Raw genomic sequence first — 20,915 nt, forward strand, 5'->3', positions numbered from 1 at the left:
CTATGCCGGATGGTCGTGCCGAACACGACCCCGGTGTCTGTTCATGCGCGGGCGAAAGCCAACGTCTCGCCCTCGACGCCGCGCAACCACAGCCCGTTGCAGGCTGCCGCCAAGTCCGCGAGGCCGTCCTCGATGGAGGCGAAGACGCTACCGGGCACCCACCCGAGGTCGCCGTTGATCAGCAGGTTGTTGCGGCCGTAGAACAGGGCAAGGTCGGTGGCGCCCTGGGCATGGTGGGCGGCGGAGCCGGGTTCGTAGCCGTAGGCGGGGTTGCCGATTTCCCACGGTTCGAAGTCGAAGAGGCAGACGTCGCCGGGAATCGGAGTGACAGTGGGGTTCTCGCGATGTGGCGCCGCGGTGATGCGCGGCACCAGCGTGTAGACCTCGTTGCGGGCGTACTTGGCGTGGAAGGCGTCGCCCTCCTGGGGCAGCGCATCCCAGACGGCGGCGCACGTGAGCGGGGCTTCGTCGTCGAGGAGGCGAGCACGGCAGGTGACGCCGGCTTTGGTGAGGGTGATGCTCATGTAGCGGGCCATCGGTCCTGCTTCCTGTGCGGTGCGAGCGGAGCTGCGTCGGTGCGTGGTCCCGCTCGAAACCCGAGCGGGACCACGGCGGACTACAGCTCGGCGAGGACCTCCGACCAGATGGCCAGGGCGTCCTCGACTTGACTGTCGGTGACGATCAGCGGCGGGATCATGCGCACGACATTCATGTGCGCGCCACAGGTGAGCAGCAGCAGGCCCTTGCCCACGGCCGACTTCTGCGCGGCAGTCGCGGTCGCGGTATCGGGTTCACCTGTCGCCGTGGTGAATTCGGCGCCGACGAGCAGGCCGAGACCGCGGACATCACCGATCGCCTTGGTGGCGAGCCCCCGGACACCGGCGAGCAACTGCGTGCCGCGCATAGCGGCGTTGTCGACCAGCCCCTCGGTCTGGATGACCTCGAGAGTCGCCACGGCGGCGGCACAGGCCACCGCGTTTCCGCCGTATGTCCCGCCCTGGGACCCCGGCCAGGCCTTCGCCATCAATTCCCGCGACGCCGCGATGCCCGACAGCGGGAAGCCGCTGGCCAGACCCTTGGCGATGGTGATCACGTCGGGGCGCACGTCGAAGTGCTGGTGGCCGAAGAACTTTCCGGTCCGGCCGAACCCGGTTTGGATCTCGTCGAAGACCAGCAGGATCCCGTGCCGGTCGGCGCGCTCGCGCAGGCCCTGGAAGAACCGGGTGTTGCCGGGGATGTAGCCGCCCTCGCCGAGCACCGGTTCGACGATGAACGCGGCGGTTTCCACGGGCGAGGTGAGGGTGGCGAGCAGATAGTCGAGCTCACGCAGGGCGAAGTCGGTGGCTTCCTCCTCGCTCCAGCCGTAGCGGAAAGCGGTCGGGAACGGGGCCACGTGCACACCCGACATCAGCGGGCTGAAGCCCGCCGAGAACCGGGTCCCCGAGGTCGTCATGGTCGCGGCGGCGACAGTACGGCCGTGAAATCCGCCGTGGAAGACGATCACGTTCGGGCGTCCGGTGGCCTGGCGGACCAGGCGCAGCGCCGCCTCGACCGCCTCGCTGCCGGAGTTGGCGAAGAACAGCGCGTCCAGGCCCTCGGGCAGCACGGCGCCGAGGCGCTCGGTGAGTTCCAGCAGCGGACGGTGCAGCACCGTCGTGTACTGCCCGTGGATCAGCTTGGCGACCTGGGCTTGCGCGGCCGCCACCACGGTGGGATGGCAGTGCCCGGTGCTGGTGACGCCGATCCCGGCGGTGAAATCCAGGTAGCGGCGACCGTCGGTGTCGTAGAGGTAGCAGCCTGCGCCGTGATCGACGTGAACGGGCGTGGCCTGCTTCAGGACGGGAGACAGCTCGGTCATCAAGGACTCCCCAGATTGTCTATTGTCGGATTGTTGACAATATGCATAACATGGCGGCAGGGGTCACAGCAATGGTTGATCCACCGCGTCGGGAGGCAGGGCAGGCGAATGAGCGAGGAACGAGGGCTCCTTACACACGAGTCCGGGGGCAGCGCACAGCTGCTCGACAACCTGAGCGCCGCCGAACGCGCCGCGATCGACAGCGTCCCGAAAGGGCTGTTCATCGGCGGCGGATGGCGCGACTCCCCCGCCACGCTGCCCGTCCTCGATCCCTCGACCGGCGTGCGGCTGTGCGCGGTGGCCGACGCGACCCCGGCCGACGGACTCGACGCGCTCACCGCCGCGGCCGAGGCGCAGGCGGACTGGGCGAACACCCCGGCACGCACCCGCAGCGACATCCTGATGCGCGCGCACCGCGCACTTCTCGCCGACGCCGAACGCCTCGCCCTGATCATGACTCTCGAGATGGGCAAGCCGGTGACAGAGGCGCGCGGCGAAGTCGCCTACGCCGCGGAGTTCTTCCGCTGGTTCGCCGAGGAAGCCGTCCGCCTCGACGGCGGGTACATGCCCGCGCCGACCGGGGGCTCACGGTTCCTGGTGACGAAACAGCCGGTGGGGCCGAGCCTGCTCATCACGCCGTGGAACTTCCCGATGGCCATGGGTGCCCGAAAGATCGCGCCCGCCTTGGCCGCCGGATGCACCTGCGTCGTGAAACCCGCCGAACAGACGCCTCTGTCGATGCTGGCGCTCGCGGCGATTCTGTCCGACGCGGGTGTGCCCGCCGGTGTGGTCAATGTGGTGACCACCGCCGACCCCGGCGCGGTGATGACACCGATCATCGCCGATCCCCGCTCCCGCAAACTCTCCTTCACCGGCTCGACCACCATCGGGAAACTCCTGCTGGAACAGTGCGCCCGCACCGTCATGCGCACCTCCATGGAACTCGGCGGCAACGCACCGCTGCTGGTGTTCGACGATGCCGATCTCGACGAAGCGGTCGAAGGCGCGCTGGCGGCCAAGATGCGCAATATCGGCCAGGCCTGTACGGCCGCGAACCGCATTCTGGTGCAGCGCGGCATCGCTGACGAGTTCGCCGAACGACTGGCCGCACGGATGGCGGCGTTGCCGATGGGCCGCGGCACCGAGCCGGGCGTTGTCGTGGGGCCGCTCATCGACGCCGACGCCGTCGCCAAGGTCGAGCATCTCGTGGCCGACGCACGCCGCCGCGGCGCGAAGGTGCTGCTGGGTGGCACGGCGATCGACGGACCGGGCACGTTCTACCCGGCGACCGTGCTCACCGACGTCCCCGACGACGCGGAGTTGTGCCACACCGAGATCTTCGGTCCGGTCGCCGCGATCGGCGTCTTCGACACCGAGGACGAAGCGATCACCCGTGCCAACGACACCCCCTACGGGCTGGTCGCGTACGTGTTCACCGAGAACCTGCGGCGCGGACTGCGCGTCTGCGAAGCTCTCGAGACGGGGATGGTCGGCCTGAATCAGGGCGTGGTCTCCAATCCGGCCGCACCGTTCGGCGGGGTGAAGGAATCGGGGCTCGGGCGCGAGGGCGGGTCCACCGGGATCGACGAATTCCTCGAGACCAAATACATCGGCGTCAAGGTTTAGGGAGACAGCGTGCGCACATACCGGATCGCGACCATTCCGGGTGACGGAATCGGCGTCGACGTGACCATCGAGGCGGTGAAGGTACTCGACCGGGTCCTGCCGGGGATCAGCTGGACCGAGTTCGACTGGTCCTGTGAGAACTATCTGCGGACCGGGGCGATGATGCCGCCCGATGGGCCCGAGCAGCTCGCGCAGTTCGATGCGATCCTGTTGGGCGCCGTCGGATTCCCCGGGGTGCCCGACCATATCTCGCTGTGGGGCTTGCTGATTCCGCTGCGGCGCGCCTTCGCTCAGTACGTCAACCTGCGGCCGGTGCGGCTGCTGCCCGGCACGGAATCGGCCCTGCGCGACCGTACTGCCGAGGACCTCGACATTCTCATCGTGCGGGAGAACTCCGAGGGCGAGTACTCCGAGATCGGCGGCATCCACAACCCGGGCAGGCCGGACGAATTCGTCCTGCAGGAATCGGTGTTCACCCGGACCGGCTGCGAACGGATCATCCGCTACGCCTTCGACCGTGCTGCCGAACGCTCGGGAAAGCTCTGCTCGGCGACGAAGTCGAACGGCCTGATCCACTCGATGCCCTACTGGGACAGCGTTTTCGAGCGCATCGCGGCCGAGTATCCGACGGTGCGTACGCGACAGATGCACGTCGACGCACTCGCCGCCGAAATCGTGCTCCACCCCGACCGCCTCGACGTGATCGTCGGCTCGAACCTGTTCGGCGACATCCTCTCCGACCTCGCAGCGGCCGTCACCGGCGGACTCGGGCTCGCCCCCTCGGGCAATATCAACCCCGCGGCGGACGCACCGTCGATGTTCGAGGCCGTGCACGGCAGCGCGCCCGACATCGCGGGCCTCGGCATCGCCGACCCGGTGGCCCAGATCCTCGCGGGCGCCATGCTGCTGTCACACCTCGGCGAGCACGCCGCGGCCGCCGCCGTCGACCGGGCGGTCTGCGATGTGCTCGCCGCGGGCACGGTCCGCACACCGGACCTGGGCGGCACCGCGACCACCGCCGAACTGGGCACTGCCATCGCCGACCGTGCCGCCGAACTCGCGAACGCCCTCACCGAGGCGTGACCCGGACACGACCGGCGGCGACGCAGCTGTCCGACACCCGAACGCGCGGGTCGCTTCGGCACCCCGCCGTCTGAGCGCCCAGGACCCCTCCCGCAGGCGACTCGAGACCGGCGGACGGGTACGTGACGCCGAACTACGCACCGAGCGGCCTCCGCTCACGTGAGCACAACGTCATCGCGAGGCAACTGCCCAGAAAATCGCAGGCAATCGCTGGTGCGCACCATGAGGTCGCAGTGTCGGTGTTGGGTCCTCGGAAGGCGAGACGTGGTGACGAGCGCACGGGTGGGCGTAGTTCCGGCAGTGCAGTGTGGGCTGGGTCGGGTGCGCGCGCAGATAGCCGCGGACCTCGAACCGATCGCGGTGCGCGAGCGCCCCGTGGCCGAGGCGGTCGGGGCGACCCTGGCCATGGCCTTGGCCGCGGGCACTCCCCTGCCACGCGTGGACAGCGCCGCCATGGACGGCTACGCGGTCGCGGGCCCGGGACCGTGGTGGCGGCTGCACCAGCAGGTCAGCTACGCCGGACGTGGCTGCTCGGTGGTGCTGGCGCCCGGCGAGGCGGTGCGGATCGCGACCGGCGCCGCCACCCCGCTCGGCACCACGGCGACCCTGCGCGACGAACACATCGTGACCACGACGGTGTCCGGTAAGCCGGTAGTGATGCGAGCGCCCGGTGCGCCGGTGCGCGACGACACCCGCCGCCAGGGCGAACACTGGGGCAGCGGAACCGAATTGGCTCGCGCCGGCGCCCGCGTCTCGGCGGCGCTGGCTTCGGCAGCGCTCAGCGCCGAGGCCGAAACCGTCACCGTACGTGGACCTTTGCGGGCCGACGTGGTGATGACCGGCGACGAGATCCGTGCCGTCGGCCCGCTCGGCCCCGGCGAAACCCGCGACTCGCTCGGCCCCGTGCTGCCGGAGTTCCTGCGCTGCTGCGATATCGAGAGCACCGGACTGTGGCACCTCGCCGACAGCCGTGACCTGATGCGCTCCTGGCTCACCCTGAAATCCCACGCCGACCTGGTCGTGATGGTCGGCGCCACCGGCCGCGGCGCCGCCGACCACCTGCGCACCCTGCTCGCCGACCTCGGCGCCCGCATCATCGTCGAACGCATCGCGATCCGCCCCGGCGGCTCCACGCTCGTCGCCCAACTCCCCGACGGCCGAGTCCTCCTCGGCCTACCCGGCAACCCCTTCGCCGCCGTCGCCGCCCTCTTGGCCGTCGGTCCGGCCATCGTCGACGCCCTCACCCTGCGCTCCCCCGGGCCCACCATGTGGGGCCGCCTCTCCGACGCGGGCGTCATGGAAGGCGAAGCCACCCGCATAGTCGGCGTCCAACAACACCCCGGCGGTGTCTGGCGCAGCACCGGCCCCGCGCACACCCCCCACCTGGCCGGACTCATAGCCTGCCAAGCCCTGGCCATCCTCCCACCCGGCACCGGCCGAGGCACCCTAGTCGAACTCCTCCCACTCCCCCGCTGAACTACAACCGTCACTTTTCACGGAGTCCTGGTCGTCCGATGAGCCGCCGGGGCACGCGAACCATCTCGGCGCGGCATGCGGTCAGTCACCCACAGCACGAGGTGGTACGCCAGCACAGTCGGCACCATAATCAGCAGCACGATGCGCAGTGACACCGTCAACGTCGCGACAATCGAGAAGCCGAGACCGACGCCGTCGGGCGAACCGAACCCCTGTCGGGCAGATATGACCGCCAAGACCCATCGCAGGGAGAAGTAGACCGCGATAAAGATTGTCGGCACACGGACAAGTCGCCAGACAGCGAACAGCCGGGCTGTGCTCATCGGGCCAGTTCCGGGCCGGAGGTGAGGAAGGCGAGCAGTAGGGCATTGCCGACCACCCCGCCGGTGGCGAAACGCAAGCGGGTCCCGCTGCGGAGCGACAGACCGAAGAGCTCCGTGGTGCGGAACAGGCGTGTGAAGCTGCCGCGATGACCGAAGGCGCGGGCCGGGGCGAGTGCGAAACCGGTGGCCGACACCGATATTCCGAGGATCAGGGGTCCACTGTCCATGTCGCCGACGCCGTCGTAGCCGTCGCCGTACTCCTCGATCGCACCGAAGCCGAGTACACGGCGCTCCTGCCGGAACAGCGCCGCCGCCAACTCCTCGGCGAGCGACCGGTCGGCGAAACCGGCGAAGTAGGCAGCCAATCCGGTTCCCGATGCGCGCGGAGCGTCGTGGGCCCGCCCGTCGACACCCATCCGTTGGATCACCAGCCCGGTGCCAGGATCGATCTGCACCGCACGTACCCGCTGTGCCCAGTGCGCGATCACCGCCGTGTGGTCGGCGCCGGTGACCCGCCCGTGGACCGCTATCGCCGCCGCGACCGCCGCCACATCGGTCGGGTAGGCCCGGCCGGGAAAGGTCTCGAGCAGCCCGGTCTGCGAGGCGAGCAGCCGCCGCGCGAAGGCGGCGATCAGCGCATCGTGCTGGACCGCGAGGTCGGCGGGAAACGCGGGATCGACCAAGCGCGCCATGCCGAGCGCGAGCGCGGGGTAGGAGAGGTAAGCGTGTCCGTCCGGACTGTCGAGATCCGCCAGTCCGTCCCTGTCGTGCCAGGCGGAGGTGAATTCGGCGCGCAACTGAGGCAACAGACTCTTGGTCGCCGCGCGGGTGACTACCGGCGCGTACCGTTCGCGCCACTCAGGATGCTCCAGCACGACCTGCGCCAATCCCAGCGCGGTCATCTGGTGCGCGAGCAGCCCCCACATCCCGACCAGCCGATCCCGCCCGCCGGTGGAACGCCACTGATCGTCGTCGGCTTCGAAAGCCACCACTTCCTCGGCGAGACCGCGTGCCCGTCCCGGATCACCTCGATACCACTCGTCGGCATCGCGGCCACACCACCACCGTGGCAGCGAGCCCGCGACCGTAACCGCCACCACGATCGCGATCACTATCGCGAACGGACGGCGAAACCCACGCAATCGCCGCGCTGTCGAGCTCCTCATCAACCGAAGATACCTGCAGGGCACGCGACGCCACCGGGCCGAAGGCCTTGGCGGACCGATATTTTCGGGATTCGGAGGGCGACAGAAACGGCCCCGACGCAGCCTTCGCGTCGGGGCCGTTCACTGGTTCGGATCGACAGGATCAGCCGTGATGGGGCGGCTGCCAGGGGCGACCGTACGGGTCGTCGGGGCGAGGCGCCGGCTGTTCCTGCGGGGCGATCGGGGGTGGGGTCGGCAGCTCCGGGTCGGCGGACTTGGCCACCGAGGTCTTCGGGCGCGGCACCGGTGTATCGAAACCTTCGACGGGGGTGCGCGCGGTGGCTTCCGCGGCGCGGACGGCCTCGGCGATCTTCGGGTCGGAGGCGGTTTCGAACCAGTCGGCTACGTCGGAGTCGTCCTCGATCTTCACCGGGGCTTCGTCGGTGGACGGCTCGTAGCGGAAGACACCGTCCTCGCCCTTGGTGGCGAAGTTCTGGGCGAAACCCTCCAGGGCCTTGCCGAAATCGCTGGGGACCAGCCAGACCTTGTTCGCGTCGCCCTTGGCCACCATCGGCAGGGTCTGCATGTATTGGTAGGCAAGCAGTTCCGGCGTCGGCTTGCCGTTCTTGATCGCGGCGAAGACCTTCTCGATCGCCTTCGCCTGACCCTGCGCCTGCAGGTAGGAGGCGGCGCGTTCACCCTGCGCGCGCAGGATGCGGCTCTGGCGTTCGCCCTCGGCCGACAGGATCGAGGACTGCTTACCGCCCTCGGCGGTCAGGATCGCCGCCTGCTTGGCGCCCTCGGCGGTCTTGATCTGCGCTTCACGATTGCCTTCGGCGGTGAGGATCGTCGCGCGCTTCTCGCGATCGGCCTTCATCTGCTTCTCCATCGATTCCTGGATCGACGGCGGCGGATCGATGGACTTGAGCTCCACCCGGGCCACCCGAAGGCCCCAGCGGCCGGTGGCCTCGTCGAGCACGCCGCGCAGCTGGTTGTTGATCTGATCGCGCGAGGTCAGCGTCTCTTCGAGGGTCATGCCACCGACCACGTTGCGCAGGGTGGTGACGGTGAGCTGCTCGACCGCGGCGATGTAGTTGCTGATCTCGTAGACAGCGGCCTGCGGGCTGGTGACCTGGAAATACACCACCGAGTCGATCTGCAGGGTGAGGTTGTCCTGGGTGATCACCGGCTGCGGCGGGAACGACACGACCCGCTCACGCAGGTCGACCTTCGCGCGGACGCGATCGGCGAACGGGACGAGGAACGTCAGCTGACCGGACACGGTGCGCGAATACCGCCCGAGCCGTTCGATCACCGCCGCCTCGGCCTGTGGGACGAGCGCGATCGATTTGAAAACCACCACCACGACCAACAGGACGAGGACGGCGGCCACGATCAAGGCAACCATGTTCTAGGGACCCTTCCAGACGACGGCTGTCGCGCCATCGATCTTCATCACATAGACAGTCACACCGGCTTCGTACACGTCACTCGGGTCGAGCGGACGCGCGGTCCAGACCTCGCCACCGAGCTTGACCTGCCCCGAATATTCCGCGACCTGCTCGAGCACCAGGGCCGACTTGCCCGGCAGCGCATCGGCGTTCGTCGGAGTGGGTGGCGGGGTACCGAACTTGCGGCGCAGTAGCGGGCGCACCCCGACGAACAGCACACCGGCCATCGCGGCGAACACCAGCGCGTCGCCCCACACGGGTAGGTCGGTGGCGGCGCTCACGCCCGCCGTGCCGAGTGCGGCCACGCCCAGTGTGAGCAGCGTGAGATCCCCGGTGAGCATTTCCGCCGCCGCGAGAACGATGCCCGCGATCAGCCAGACTATTGCGGCCACATTGCCAGCCTAGCCCCGATGACCGGTTTGCGGGCGGCCTCGCGTGATCGCTTCGACCGGTGCGGCGGTGCAGCGCACTACGTTGCGAGCGCGGTAGTTTCGGGGCGTGAGCGCAGGAGACAGTTACGGCGATATCTATTCCGGACACGATCGGACCAAGAAGAAGCCGGTGCCGACAGTGCGGGCCGAGCGCGACCTGGTGGTGGAGGACGCGGCGAGCGGATTCTGCGGTGCCGTAGTCGGTTTCGATCGCAGCTACGACGGCGAGTTCGTGAAGCTGGAGGACGCGCGCGGTGCGGTGCGGTTGTTCGCGATGCGGGAAGCGGCCTTCCTGATCGACGGCAAACCGGTGACGCTGACCAAGCCCACCGCCGCCGCCGCCGCGCCGAAACAGCCCACCCGGTCGGCGTCGGGTTCCACCCGCGTCGACGGCCTGCGCGCGCGGGTCGCGCGGACCAGCCGGATCTGGGTGGAGGGCGTGCACGACGCGGCGCTCGTGGAACGGGTGTGGGGCCACGATCTGCGGGTAGAGGGCGTGGTCGTCGAGCACCTGGAGGGTCTCGACAATCTCGGCGCCCGGCTCACCGAATTCGAACCGGGTCCCGGCGCGCGGGTGGGGGTGCTGGTCGACCACCTGGTGACCGGTTCCAAGGAGACGCACCTGACCACCGGGCTCGGACCGCATGTACTGGTGACCGGCCATCCGTATATCGATGTCTGGCAGGCGGTCCGTCCCGCCGCACTGGGCATCGACGCCTGGCCGACGGTGCCGCGCGGCGAGGATTGGAAGACCGGAATCTGCGCGCGCCTGGGCTGGGGAACACCCCAGCAGGGGTGGCGCCGTGTCTACGATGCGGTCGACTCGTTCCGGGATCTGGAAGCCCCGCTCATCGGGGCCGTCGAACGGCTCATCGACTTCGTGACCGAGCCCGAGTGAACGCACAGCAGGTCAGGCGGGTCCTCGCGCCGAATACCGCGACCTGCGTAGGCAACATCGACGAGCTCGGTGCGCGCACGCGATTGTCGCGGAACCTTTATGCTCGATGATTATGTGCTCTCCCAGTGCCACGCTGACGCTGTGGGCCGGCTCCTGGCTGGCCGGTACCAGCGCGCCCGACGACGTGCTGGAGGCACTGCATGCCTGGGCGCCGCGCCACACCATCGCGGCGGGCGACCCGGTCACCGGCGGACGCACCGATCTGCCGTGGACCTCACGCGGCGAAGCGGGCACCGGCGCCATGCCGTTGCTCAAGGTGATCCGCGAGGCGATGGCGCCGGCCGGGGCGCACTTGCGCCTTGTCCTGCCCGCGGCGGGTGATGTGCGCGGGCTGCCGGTCGGCACCGCGTTCGCGGCCGACGCGATCGACGCCGAGGAAGGCCTGCTGCTCGGTGTTCCCGGCGAGCCGGGCACCGGCCTGATCCCACAGTGGGACGACGACGAAACCCTGCAGTGGACCGTCTACGGCGTCGACCTCCCCCGCATCGTGGGTCACGACATGTCGCTCGGCGAGGCCGAGTACACGATGCGCGAATCGGTCCGCGACGCCGCCGACGCCCTCATGCAACTGCACACCACCTCGGTCGGCAACGGCGACGACGATCCGCGCGAGCAGATCGAAGCTCAGCTCGCGGCCTACTCACGTCACGCCTATCCCGACTCGATCCCGCTGCGCGCCAAGCGGATTCTCGATACTGCCGATCACGTGGCCGCGATTCTCACCGTCGCCCAGCACGAACCGGCGTCCTCGCCCACCTCGGCCACCGCGATCGGCGCGCACGAATCCCTGCTGCGCCCGCTGTGGAACACGATCCGTGAGGCCCGCCTCGTCGCGGTCCACGCCGCCGCCCGCCGCGACGGCTAGACCTACCGCGTTCGCCGACGTCCGGGGGCGCCCGCCGGACCCCGATTCGTCAGCGACGGTACGGCTGCTGGTACTGCGGCTGCTGGGGGTACGGCATCTGCTGGGGGTACGGGTACGCCTGCTGCTGTGGGTACGGCATCGGCTGCTGTTGCGGATACGGCTGGGGGTAGTGACCCTGCGGATACTGCGGCGGGTACTGGGCCTGCGGGTAGCCGGGGCCGGACAGGTGCTGCTGCGGGTAGGGCTGCTGATACTGGGCCGGATACGGCTGGGGCGCCATCTGCTGCGGTGGCGGCATCTGGTGTGGCGCAGCCTGATTCGAGGAACCACTGAACGCGCGGATCACCACGATCAAGACGATGAGCACGACCGCGGCGATGATCAGATACCAGACCCACTCCGGGACCCCGCCGCCGCCGACGCTCACGCTGCTACCGCCGCCACGACGGGCCAGCACCGCCTCCGCATCGCCCGCGCGGACGCGATCGCCTGTGAGAAGACCGCCTCCCCGCGATAGTGCGGTCACCGTCATCTCGGCATAGTTCATCGGACCCTCCCCGTAGCGTCACGCAGACCTCCGGGCGAAGGTCTGCGGGCGATGCTAACGCAGAGCCGACGCGAAGTGGGAAGTGCCAGTTCAGAATCCGCCGAGGGCGACCTTCAGATCGGGGACATCGAGCGACTCCAGCGTGGCGTCGCGCACCTGCGGACAGGTGCGGATGGTGACGGTGTCGACGATGCGGCGGTTGTAGGCGATGGCGGCATTGGCCACGGTGTCGTTCACTGTCCACAACCTCACCGCGCCGGTGAACGCCACCCGCGCGACCGGCGGGCCCAGTGCCTTCCACGTGCCCTTCTGTCCATCGAGAATGCCGCAGAGATCCTGCACCGAGGCCTGCGAAATCAAGGGTTCGGTGGGCTGTGGGGGCTGGGTTTGATAGCCGGAGTCGTTGCCACACCCGGTCAGGCCGAGCGCGGCGGCGGTCAGCACCAGGGCTAGCCCGGCGGCGCGGCGCGGCGGTGTCGAAATCATCGGAAATCCTCCGATCAGTCGAGCGCAACTGTGAAAAGGCTACTCCTCGAACCGGGGGCTACCGGTGAATGGTTATCCGGTTGTGTTCAGCGACGAGCCGGGCGCGCGGGCAGTTCGCAGCAACCGGGCGCGCACAGGGCACCGTCGACGGTACAGCCGTAACCCGGGACTTCGCCGAGTTCGCGCACCGGACCGCCGCTCACCCGTTCGGCGATCAGTTCGACGATCATCCGGGAGAACCGTGGGTCGGTGCCGGGAGTCCCCGCGCGGGCGAAAGCCATCCCGAGTTCGTCGGCCCTGGCCGACGCTTCGTTGTCGAGGTCCCAGATCACTTCGAGGTGATCGGAGACGAAACCGACCGGGCACACCACCACCGCGTCGATGCCCTTACCGTGCAGCACATCCAGGTGGTCGACGATGTCGGGTTCGAGCCACGGCACCTGCGGTGGGCCCGAACGCGATTGCCACACCACGTCGTACTCGGCGAAACCGGTTGCCGCGGCACACAATCGGGCGGCTTCGGCGACCTGCCTGCTGTAGAGGCGGCCACCGTCGGCGGGTGGGCCCGCCGTGGTGTCGGCGGAGACGGGAATGGAGTGCGCGGTGAAAACCAGGCGCGTGCCGCTGCGGCGATCGGCCGGAATCTGTTGCACCGCAGCGGCGATCGCGTCGGCGAAGGACTCGATCAGCAGCGGGTGGTCGAAGTACTGGCGCAGTTTCACCAACTCCGGGGCACCGGCACCGACGGCCGCGCGGGCCCGGGTGATGTCCTCGTCGTACTGGCGGCAACCGGAATACCCGCCCCACGCGGAGGTGGTGAAGACCAGCGCCGAGCGCACGCCGTCGGCGGTCATCCGCGCGACGGTGTCCTCGACCATGGGATGCCAGTTGCGATTGCCGAAGTAGACCGGCAGATCCAGCCCGGCATCGGCGAGGTCGGCCTCGAGCGCGGTGATGATCTGCCGATTCAACGCGTTGATCGGCGAGATCCCGCCGAAATGCAGGTAGTGCTGCGCGACCTCGGCGAGGCGTTCCGGAGGCACCCCGCGGCCCCGAGTGACGTTCTCCAGGAAGGGGATCACGTCCTCGGGACCTTCGGGGCCACCGAAGGACAGCAGCAGCAGGGCGTCCGGCATCAGCTCAGCGACATGTTCTCCGGGAACCACATGTTGTGGCTGGCGCCGCCGTCGACGTAGATGATCGAGCCGGTGGTGGCGGGCAGCCAATCCGAGAGCAGCGCCACGATCGACTTGCCGACCGCGCGCGGGTCGTTGCCGTCCCAGCCGATCGGCGACGCGCCGTCCCAGTACTCGTCGAGCTGGACGAGCTGCTTGGCATCGTCGGTGGCGGTACCCGCGATGGCCTTGGCGGCGAGGGTCTTGATCGGGCCCGCGGCGATCAGGTTGGAACGGATCTTCTTGGCGGCACCCACCTCGCGCGCCACGTAACGGTTCACCGACTCGAGCGCGGCCTTGGACACGCCCATCCAGTTGTAGTACGGCATGGCCACGCGCGGATCGAAGTCCATGCCGACGATCGAGCCACCCTCGTTCATCACGGGGAGCACGGCGCGAGCCAGCGAGGCGTAGCTCCAGGCCGAGATCTCGAACGACTTGGAGACGTCGGGGCCGGGGCCCTCGAGGAACGGCAGCGCGCCGGGGCCCATGATCGAACGGGGCGCGAACGCGATCGAGTGCAGCACGCCGTCGACGCCCTCGGGCGCGATCTCACGCAGCTTCTCGGTGAGTGCGGCCAGGTCCTCTTCGTTGGTCACGTCGAGGCCGATGGCAGGCGGCACTTCCTGCGGCAGCCGCTTGGCGATGCGGTCGATGAGCCGCAGGCGGTCGGGAATACCGGTGATGATCACCCTCGCGCCCTGCTCCTGCGCGATCGCGGCCGCGTGGAACGCGATCGACGAGTCGGTGATGATGCCGGTGACCAGGATGGTCTTGCCTTCGAGCAGTCCGCCCATGAGTTTTCGGTTCTCCTGAAATCAGTGTGGGTTGCTGCCACCTTGTCGGTGGCGCGGTGCGGTCTGTTAGCGGATCAGTGACCCATGCAATAGCGACCGTCGACGTGGACAACAGCGCCTTGTCGGATCAGTGACCCATGCAATAGCGACCGTCGACGTGGACAACAGCGCCATGTCGGATCAGTGACCCATGCCCATGCCGCCGTCGACCGGGATGACCGCACCGGAGACATAGCGAGAGTCCTCAGAAGCGAGGAAGCTGACCACAGCGGCGATGTCTTCCGGCTGGCCGAGACGCTGCAGCGGAATGTACTTCTTCGCCATGGTCTTCAGATCTTCGGGCAGGTCCGCGGTCATATCGGTCTCGATGAAGCCCGGGGCGACCACGTTGGAGGTGATCGAACGCGAGCCCAGCTCCCGAGTGAGCGACCGCGCCATACCGATGACGCCGGCCTTGGACGCGGCGTAGTTGAGCTGACCGGCCTGGCCGGCCATTCCGACCACCGAGCCGAGGAAGATCAGCCGGCCCCAGCGACCCTTGAGCATGGCTCGATTGGCCCGCTTGGCACAGCGGAACGCGCCGGTGAGGTTGGCGTCGATGACCCGTTCGAACTGGTCCTCGGTCATGCGCATCAGCAGGGTGTCGTCGGTGATGCCCGCATTGGCGACCAGCACCTCGACCGGACCCTGGTGCTCCTCGACTTCGGTGAACGCACGATCGACCGAATCACTGTCGGTGACATCGCACTTCACACCGAAAAGACCCTCGGGAACCCCCGATCCGCGATGGGTGACGGCGACCTTGTGGCCGTCGGCCTGCAGGCGCTGCGCGACAGCGAGACCGATACCGCGGTTACCGCCGGTGACCAGGACCGACCGGGATGTGACGTTCGACATAGGGTTCAACCTATCTGTTCCGATTCGTGCGCCCCGCGTCAGGGTCGCGCCGTTGCGACAGCTCACAACGCGGGGGCGGTGGGAGCTAGGGCAGACGTTGACGATAGAGCAAACTGACCACGACTCCCGCCGCGACGGCCAGCATGCCGAGCAGCAGCCACGGCCTGCTCGCATCGCCGCGCGTGGTCTCGTAGCCGATCTGTTCCTCGAGGGTGTCGTAGACCGCGGTGAGTTCGGCCAGCGACGAGGCGGTGTAGAAGTCACCGCCCGACAGCTCGGCGATCTCGCGCAACGAGTCGTTGTCCACGGGCACCTTCACCCGCTGCGAACCCTTGCCGTCGGAGTCCGGGATCTCGACCGTGCCCCACTCGGTGCCGAAGGAGATCGTCGAGACCGGGATGCCCTTGTTCTTGGCCAGGCGCGCGGCGGTGAAACCGTGCCGCGGGTTGTCGACGTCCTTGTCGTCGGGCACGGTCTGCTTACCGTCCGACATCAGCACCACGCGCGCGGGCGGGGGCGTCTCGGCGCCACCGAGCACGGCGGCGAGGGTGTCGATCGACTGCAGCGCGGTGAGGACGCCCTCGCCGGTGGCGGTGCGCTCGGCCAGCTTGATGTTGTCGATCGAGTGCTTGACCGCCTCGCGGTTGGTCGTCGGCGACACCATCACCGAGGCCGTGCCCGCGAACGTGACGAAACCCAGGTTGATGCCCGGCGTCAGACCGTCGACGAAATCCTTACCGGCCTTCTGCGCGACCTGCAGCCGGTTCGGCGGCACGTCGGTGGCCTCCATCGACAGCGAAACATCCATCACCAGAACAACTGTCGCGCGGTTGCGCGGCACCTTCTGCACGGCGGTGGGGCCCGCGGCGGCGATGGTCAGCAGCACCAGGCCGACCAGGATGAGCGCGATCGGCGCATGGCGCATCGGACTCGGGCGCGAGGGCGCGACCCGCTCCAGGATGGCCATGTTGCCGAACTGCAGCATCCGCTTGTGCCTGGCGCGCTGCACCAGCACGTAGCCGAGCACGAGCAGGGCGACGACCGCGAGGAAACCGAGCCAGACGACGGCCGTGAAATGCGAAATACTCACTGGCGAGGCACCCGCCCGCTCGGGGCGCCGAGGCTGTGGCGCCGGGTGGACACGAACCGGACCACGTCGGCGATCCAGTCCCGATCGGTCTGCAGGGTGAGCACCGGCGCGCCGCAGCTGCGCAGCGCCTGCGCCACCTGCTCACGCTGGGCTCCGGCCGCGGCCGCGAAATCGGCACGCAACGTGGGGGTCACGCTGAACTCGCGGGTGCGGCCCGATTCGGGATCGTGCAGCACCACGTCGCCGCCGTCGGGCAGCGCGATGTCCAGGGGATCGAGCACTTCCACGGCCAGCAGGTCGTGGCGGGCGGAGATCGCGCGCAGGGAGCGCTGCCAGTCGACATCACCGAGGAAATCGCTGATCACCACGGCCAGACCGCGTTTGCGTTGCGGACGGCGCAGCGACTCGATCCCGGCCTTGAGATCACCGCGCACGCCGTCGCGGGCGTGCGGGGTGGTCGCGATGCCGCGCAACAGCGTCTGGGCGTGCATGCGTCCGCTGCGCGCGGGGATGCGAACCAGGTCCTGACCGGTCGCCACGACGGCGCCGATCCGGTTGCCGCCGCCCGAGGTGAGGTGGGTGATCGCCGCGGCCGCCGCGATCGCGAGATCGCGCTTGTGCACCCGCCCGGTACCGAAGTCCAGGCTCGACGACAGGTCGACGACGAGCCAGGTCTCCAGCTCGCGGTCGGCGATCATCTGCCGCACGTGCGGATGGGTGGTGCGGGCGGTGACCGACCAATCCATCTGTCGCACATCGTCACCCGGCTGGTACAGCCGCGCCTCCCCCGGTTCCGAACCCGGACCGGGGATCAGCCCCTGGTGATCACCGTGCAGCACGCCGTCGAGGCGGCGCCGCACGGTCAACTCGAGGGTCTTGAGCGCGGCCGACAGCTTCGGGTCGGTCAGTTCACCGGCACGGAACGACGGCGGGGCGTGAGACGAGGTGGGCACGCGGACAACGGGTTCCGGCGCACTCACTGGGGCGCGACGGAGCCGGCGGGCTGGGACTGCTGCCCGTTCACCGCCTGCGGCACAGGCTGGGGCTGGGGCGGCTGGGGCACCGGCGGCTGCTGCGGGGCAGCCTGACCGTTGGCCTGCGGGGCGACCTGCGGCAGGCCGACGGTCTGCAGCACGCGCTTGATGACGTCCTCGGGCGAAACCTCGTCGGCCAGCGCGTCGTACGACAGCACCAGACGGTGGCGCAGCACGTCCGGGATCACCTCGACGACGTCCTGGGGCACCACGTAGTCACGGCCACGGATCAGTGCGACCGAGCGGGCCGCGGCGATGATGCCGAGGCTCGCGCGCGGGGACGCGCCGTAGGAGATCCAGCTCGCCACATCGTCCATGCCGAAGTCGGCGGGCGTGCGGGTCGCGGTGATCACGCGGACCACGTAGTCGACGAGCGCGTGGTGCACGAAGACGTTGGCGGCCACCTTCTGCAGGCGGATGATGTCTTCGGGGTCGAGAATCTGGTTCGGCTCTGGCGCGCTCACACCCATCCGGTAGATGATCTCGCGCTCTTCCTCGACCGAGGGGTAGTCCACGACGACCTTGAACAGGAAGCGGTCGCGCTGTGCCTCCGGCAGCGGGTACACGCCTTCGCTCTCGATCGGGTTCTGGGTCGCCATGACCAGGAACGGATCGGGCATCGGGTAGGTCTTGCCGCCGATCGACAGCTTGCGCTCGGCCATCACCTCGAGCAGTGCCGACTGCACCTTGGCCGGTGCGCGGTTGATCTCGTCGGCGAGCACGAAGTTCGCGACCACCGGGCCGAGCTCGGTGTCGAACTCTTCGCGGCCCTGCCGGTAGATGCGGGTACCGATGAGGTCAGTGGGCACGAGGTCCGGGGTGAACTGCACCCGGGAGAACGAGCCGCCGATGACCTTGGCGAAGGTTTCCACCGCAAGAGTCTTCGCGACGCCCGGCACACCTTCGAGCAGCACGTGTCCGCGTGCCAGCACGGCGACGAGCAAACGCTCGACCAGCCGGTCCTGACCGACGATAACCCGCTTGACCTCGTAGATCGCCTTCTCGAGAGTCTGGACGTCACGCTCCAGGGTGCTCGGCGTGGCCGTACCGGCGTCCTTCGCCAGCTTCGGCCCGCTCACACCTTCCGTCGAAGTCACCAACATCCCCGCTTTCGCTTTGGTCCTGTGCGTGCGGCACCAACTATTCCATTGAATCGCCCGGTGCGCCGCAACCGGCCAGTACTAGACGGGGATTCGTCATCCTCGTGACGGCACTCACGTGCGGCGGTCGGTGTGGCGCACGCCGCACCGATTTCGCCCCTACCAGCGGCGATACGCAATCAGTCGGTGACGATGCGCACCGCGTACGGCATGATGCCGTCTTCACGGACCGGGGAAATCTTCACGACATCCCCGGATTCAGGAGCCTCGATCATCTTGCCGTTGCCCAGATACATCGCCACGTGCACGCTGCCGCCGGGGCCCCAGAACAGCATGTCGCCGCGTTCGCGGTCCTCGACGTCGACCCGGGTGCCCGCGTTGTACTGGTAGCCGCTGTAGTGCGGCAGCGAGACGCCGATACCGGCGAAGGCGTAGAGCATCAGGCCGGAGCAGTCGAAGCCGACCTTCTCGAAGTCGCCGTGGGCGTCACCGGTGCCGCCGTCACGGATGCCGAGGGTGGGTCCGTCCTCGTCGCCGCCGCCCCAGGCGTAGGTGACGCCGAGCTGCGACATCGCGCGGTCGACCACGGTTTCGATCGCCGCCGAACCGGTGACCTGTGGTTGTGACGGGCGCGGCTTGGTTTTGCGTGGCGAGGCCGGGGTCGACTCGAGGTCGGCGTGCGGGCGCTGGCCCTCGTTGAGCTGGGCGGCACGGTCGCGGGCGGCCTTGTCGGCCGCGGCGCGGGAGGCGGCGGCGTTGGCCGCGGCCAGCAGGGCGAGCACCTCGGCTTCACGTTGGTCGTCCCAGGTCAGGAAGATCTCGCGTTGGCTCTGGAGCCCGGCGACGGTCGAGCGGGCTACGTCGAGGGCGGATTGGGCGGCGCTGCGATCGCGGCTCAGGGTGTCGCGGGCCACGGCCTGGGTGTCGAACTCGGATTTCGCGATGTTCACCGCGTGCTGGGCGGCGTCGCGCTTCTGTTCCGCGCCCGCCGCGGCGGTATCGGCATCGGCCTTGGCCTGGCGCGCGGCGGAATTCTGATTGGCCTGGGCGACCTGGGCGCGGCGCAGACCGTCGAGCACCTGTCGCTGGTTCTTCGACACCATGCCGAGCACCTGCGCGCGGTCCATCGCGGCATCGGGGGTCGAGGAGGCCAGGTAGGTGACGACCGAACTGTTGGCGGGACGCACGTAGGCCTGGGTGGCGACCTGATCGAAATCCTGGCGTGCCACATCGACTTTCACGCCCGCGTCGGCCAGTTGGGTCTGGCTGTCGGAGACGGCGGCCGCGGCCGCGTCGGCCGCGTCGCGTGCGGTCTGCAGGTCGACGAGCGCCTGGTTGACCGCTTCGCGTTTGCCCGCGAGTTGGTCGTCGAGTGCGCGCAACTGCTGATCGGCCGCGGCGACGCGATTGATCAGCACGCCGATCTCGCTGACCCGCGCGTCGACCTGGGCGCCCGCGCCTGCGATCTCACCGTCGGACGGATTAGGTGGAGGGGGTGGTACAGCAGCGACCGGTCCCGCGGTGAGCAGCACTGCCACCACCGCCAGCAAACCGATCGCTATTCGTAATAGACCTGGTTCGTCCCGCCTGCCCGCACTGCGCACGGTACCTCCGAGCATCTCGACTCGACATACGCCACCGGCGCATCAGCCGAAACACCGACCACAAGAGTCGACCAATGCCCCCTGTACCACTGCATTCACGATCGCGTTCATCGCAACCGTACGACACATGGTTCCCAAAGGAAACATCCGTCACAGTGGCGCGCGGCAACAATTCATCGATTGCTCGGAATTTGCGCGACGCGGGACAGTTTTCTACCCCAGAAAACAGACCGCTGGTCTGGAAATGTGACTGGAGTGAAACCAGTTAGTTGGTGGAACTCGCGTCGACGCGTGGTGGCACGACGGCCGTTGCGTCCGCATCGGGACCGCGGCGGACCTTCACCAGGTACAGCCCGGCGATCACCAGCACCATGAGGCTGATCAACACCGCGGTGATGGCGCCCCAGGAGACGCCCTCCGGCTGCTCGAGCCGGTCGACGAAGGCCTGCACGGCCTCTTCGGGATGGTTGCCCTTGTACTTTGCCGAGTCCTCGGCCCACTCGAGCCGAACCCGGCTGATGGTGTCGCTGTAGGTACCGAGCCAGTCGTCGCTGAAGACCGCGACGGTGCCGTGCGTGCTCTCGCCGACCTCGGTGGCCAGATCACGTAGGCTCGAGTCGTGGCCGGGATTACCGGGAACGACGACGACGCTGAGCGGGATCCCCTCGGATCGCGCCTGCGCGACGATCGCCGCCAGTTTCTCCTGATCCTGACCCTTGGGGGCCGCGACGTGATTGTCGGCGAGGTCGGACGCGACGCTGCTCAGCACGGTGTTCGGCGGCAGCTCGGCCGCCATCGGCGCAAAAGTGGTCATCTTCCATCCGGTCTGTCGAGCCACAGTCGCCGGTGTCGCGACGGGCGTCCAACACTGCCAAGGTGAGCGTCACTGCGTCTTCCCCGACTTCGCTCGTCAGGCACAGTACGCGACGCGGCGCTCGACTACGCCTGCACGGCACCACCGACGGCCCC

The 20,915-nt window shown here is 68.6% G+C and carries 20 protein-coding genes; 5 read left to right on the forward strand and 15 right to left on the reverse strand.

Going from position 1 to position 20,915, the window contains the following annotated elements; genetic code table 11:
* Positions 1-41 precede the first annotated feature (41 nt).
* Both OHS03_RS16345 and OHS03_RS16350 read right to left on the reverse strand, forming a co-directional pair.
* Positions 42-536, reverse strand: coding sequence for a DUF3830 family protein (locus tag OHS03_RS16345; protein ID WP_328663762.1), 495 nt, complete (start codon positions 534-536; stop codon positions 42-44).
* A gap of 80 nt (positions 537-616) precedes the next feature.
* Positions 617-1,858, reverse strand: coding sequence for an aspartate aminotransferase family protein (locus tag OHS03_RS16350; RefSeq protein ID WP_328663764.1), 1,242 nt, complete (start codon positions 1,856-1,858; stop codon positions 617-619).
* Positions 1,859-1,966: 108 nt separating this feature from the next.
* Between OHS03_RS16350 and OHS03_RS16355 the strand changes: the two genes are divergently transcribed.
* The 3 genes from OHS03_RS16355 (at position 1,967) to OHS03_RS16365 (ending at position 6,043) form a co-directional block, all read left to right on the forward strand.
* Positions 1,967-3,484 carry an NAD-dependent succinate-semialdehyde dehydrogenase gene (locus OHS03_RS16355; RefSeq protein ID WP_328663765.1) on the forward strand — a complete coding sequence of 506 codons (1,518 nt, stop codon included), beginning with the start codon at positions 1,967-1,969 and terminating at the stop codon, positions 3,482-3,484.
* Positions 3,485-3,493: 9 nt separating this feature from the next.
* Positions 3,494-4,567 carry a tartrate dehydrogenase gene (locus tag OHS03_RS16360; RefSeq protein ID WP_328663767.1) on the forward strand — a complete coding sequence of 358 codons (1,074 nt, stop codon included), beginning with the start codon at positions 3,494-3,496 and terminating at the stop codon, positions 4,565-4,567.
* Positions 4,568-4,834: 267 nt separating this feature from the next.
* Positions 4,835-6,043: a molybdopterin-binding protein gene (locus OHS03_RS16365; protein WP_328663769.1), complete on the forward strand. Its 1,209-nt coding sequence runs from the start codon at positions 4,835-4,837 to the stop codon at positions 6,041-6,043.
* A 319-nt stretch (positions 6,044-6,362) separates the two neighbouring features.
* On the opposite strand, the gene OHS03_RS16370 is transcribed toward OHS03_RS16365, so the two are convergent.
* From OHS03_RS16370 to OHS03_RS16380, 3 genes are all read right to left on the reverse strand, one after another.
* Entirely contained in the window at positions 6,363-7,532 is a 1,170-nt protein-coding gene (locus OHS03_RS16370) for a hypothetical protein (protein WP_328663772.1), read from the reverse strand.
* Between the two features lie 142 nt (positions 7,533-7,674).
* Complete coding sequence (locus OHS03_RS16375) at positions 7,675-8,919, reverse strand: SPFH domain-containing protein (protein ID WP_194824664.1); 1,245 nt, start codon at positions 8,917-8,919, stop codon at positions 7,675-7,677.
* A 3-nt stretch (positions 8,920-8,922) separates the two neighbouring features.
* Positions 8,923-9,354 carry an NfeD family protein gene (locus OHS03_RS16380; RefSeq protein ID WP_056810288.1) on the reverse strand — a complete coding sequence of 144 codons (432 nt, stop codon included), beginning with the start codon at positions 9,352-9,354 and terminating at the stop codon, positions 8,923-8,925.
* A gap of 106 nt (positions 9,355-9,460) precedes the next feature.
* On the opposite strand from OHS03_RS16380, the gene OHS03_RS16385 reads away from it, so the two are divergent.
* Together OHS03_RS16385 and OHS03_RS16390 are read left to right on the forward strand one after the other, a co-directional pair.
* Positions 9,461-10,291, forward strand: coding sequence for a DUF3097 domain-containing protein (locus OHS03_RS16385; protein WP_328663773.1), 831 nt, complete (start codon positions 9,461-9,463; stop codon positions 10,289-10,291).
* A 112-nt stretch (positions 10,292-10,403) separates the two neighbouring features.
* Positions 10,404-11,216, forward strand: coding sequence for an Rv1486c family protein (locus tag OHS03_RS16390; protein WP_056810293.1), 813 nt, complete (start codon positions 10,404-10,406; stop codon positions 11,214-11,216).
* 49 nt (positions 11,217-11,265) lie between these two features.
* Here OHS03_RS16390 and OHS03_RS16395 read toward each other — a convergent pair whose 3' ends face one another.
* The 10 genes from OHS03_RS16395 to OHS03_RS16440 form a co-directional block, all read right to left on the reverse strand.
* Positions 11,266-11,763 (reverse strand): hypothetical protein, encoded by a 498-nt coding sequence (locus OHS03_RS16395; protein WP_328663775.1) that lies wholly within the window; start codon positions 11,761-11,763, stop codon positions 11,266-11,268.
* 90 nt (positions 11,764-11,853) lie between these two features.
* The gene (locus tag OHS03_RS16400; RefSeq protein WP_328663777.1) at positions 11,854-12,249 is read right to left on the reverse strand and encodes a hypothetical protein; all 396 of its coding nucleotides are present in this window, start codon (positions 12,247-12,249) and stop codon (positions 11,854-11,856) included.
* An 86-nt stretch (positions 12,250-12,335) separates the two neighbouring features.
* Positions 12,336-13,385, reverse strand: a complete 1,050-nt coding sequence (locus tag OHS03_RS16405) for a ferrochelatase (protein WP_328663779.1) — start codon at positions 13,383-13,385, stop codon at positions 12,336-12,338.
* Positions 13,385-14,221, reverse strand: coding sequence for an NADH-dependent enoyl-ACP reductase InhA (inhA, locus tag OHS03_RS16410; RefSeq protein WP_056810305.1), 837 nt, complete (start codon positions 14,219-14,221; stop codon positions 13,385-13,387). The genes OHS03_RS16405 and inhA overlap by 1 nt, the downstream gene beginning before the upstream one ends.
* Positions 14,222-14,401: 180 nt before the next feature.
* Positions 14,402-15,118 (reverse strand): 3-oxoacyl-ACP reductase FabG1, encoded by a 717-nt coding sequence (gene fabG1, locus OHS03_RS16415; protein WP_056810308.1) that lies wholly within the window; start codon positions 15,116-15,118, stop codon positions 14,402-14,404.
* A gap of 85 nt (positions 15,119-15,203) precedes the next feature.
* The gene (locus OHS03_RS16420; RefSeq protein WP_328663781.1) at positions 15,204-16,208 is read right to left on the reverse strand and encodes a VWA domain-containing protein; all 1,005 of its coding nucleotides are present in this window, start codon (positions 16,206-16,208) and stop codon (positions 15,204-15,206) included.
* On the reverse strand, positions 16,205-17,161 hold the full coding sequence (locus tag OHS03_RS16425; protein WP_056810314.1) for a DUF58 domain-containing protein: 957 nt from the start codon (positions 17,159-17,161) through the stop codon (positions 16,205-16,207). The genes OHS03_RS16420 and OHS03_RS16425 overlap by 4 nt, the downstream gene beginning before the upstream one ends.
* Before the next feature lie 23 nt (positions 17,162-17,184).
* Positions 17,185-18,345, reverse strand: a complete 1,161-nt coding sequence (locus tag OHS03_RS16430) for an AAA family ATPase (protein WP_328663783.1) — start codon at positions 18,343-18,345, stop codon at positions 17,185-17,187.
* Between the two features lie 176 nt (positions 18,346-18,521).
* Complete coding sequence (locus OHS03_RS16435) at positions 18,522-19,961, reverse strand: NlpC/P60 family protein (protein ID WP_328663785.1); 1,440 nt, start codon at positions 19,959-19,961, stop codon at positions 18,522-18,524.
* 250 nt (positions 19,962-20,211) lie between these two features.
* The gene (locus tag OHS03_RS16440) at positions 20,212-20,760 is read right to left on the reverse strand and encodes an Rv1476 family membrane protein (protein WP_328663786.1); all 549 of its coding nucleotides are present in this window, start codon (positions 20,758-20,760) and stop codon (positions 20,212-20,214) included.
* Positions 20,761-20,915: the final 155 nt, after the last annotated feature.

It is taken from the genome of Nocardia salmonicida (genome assembly GCF_036142455.1).
GTDB lineage: Bacteria > Actinomycetota > Actinomycetes > Mycobacteriales > Mycobacteriaceae > Nocardia > Nocardia salmonicida.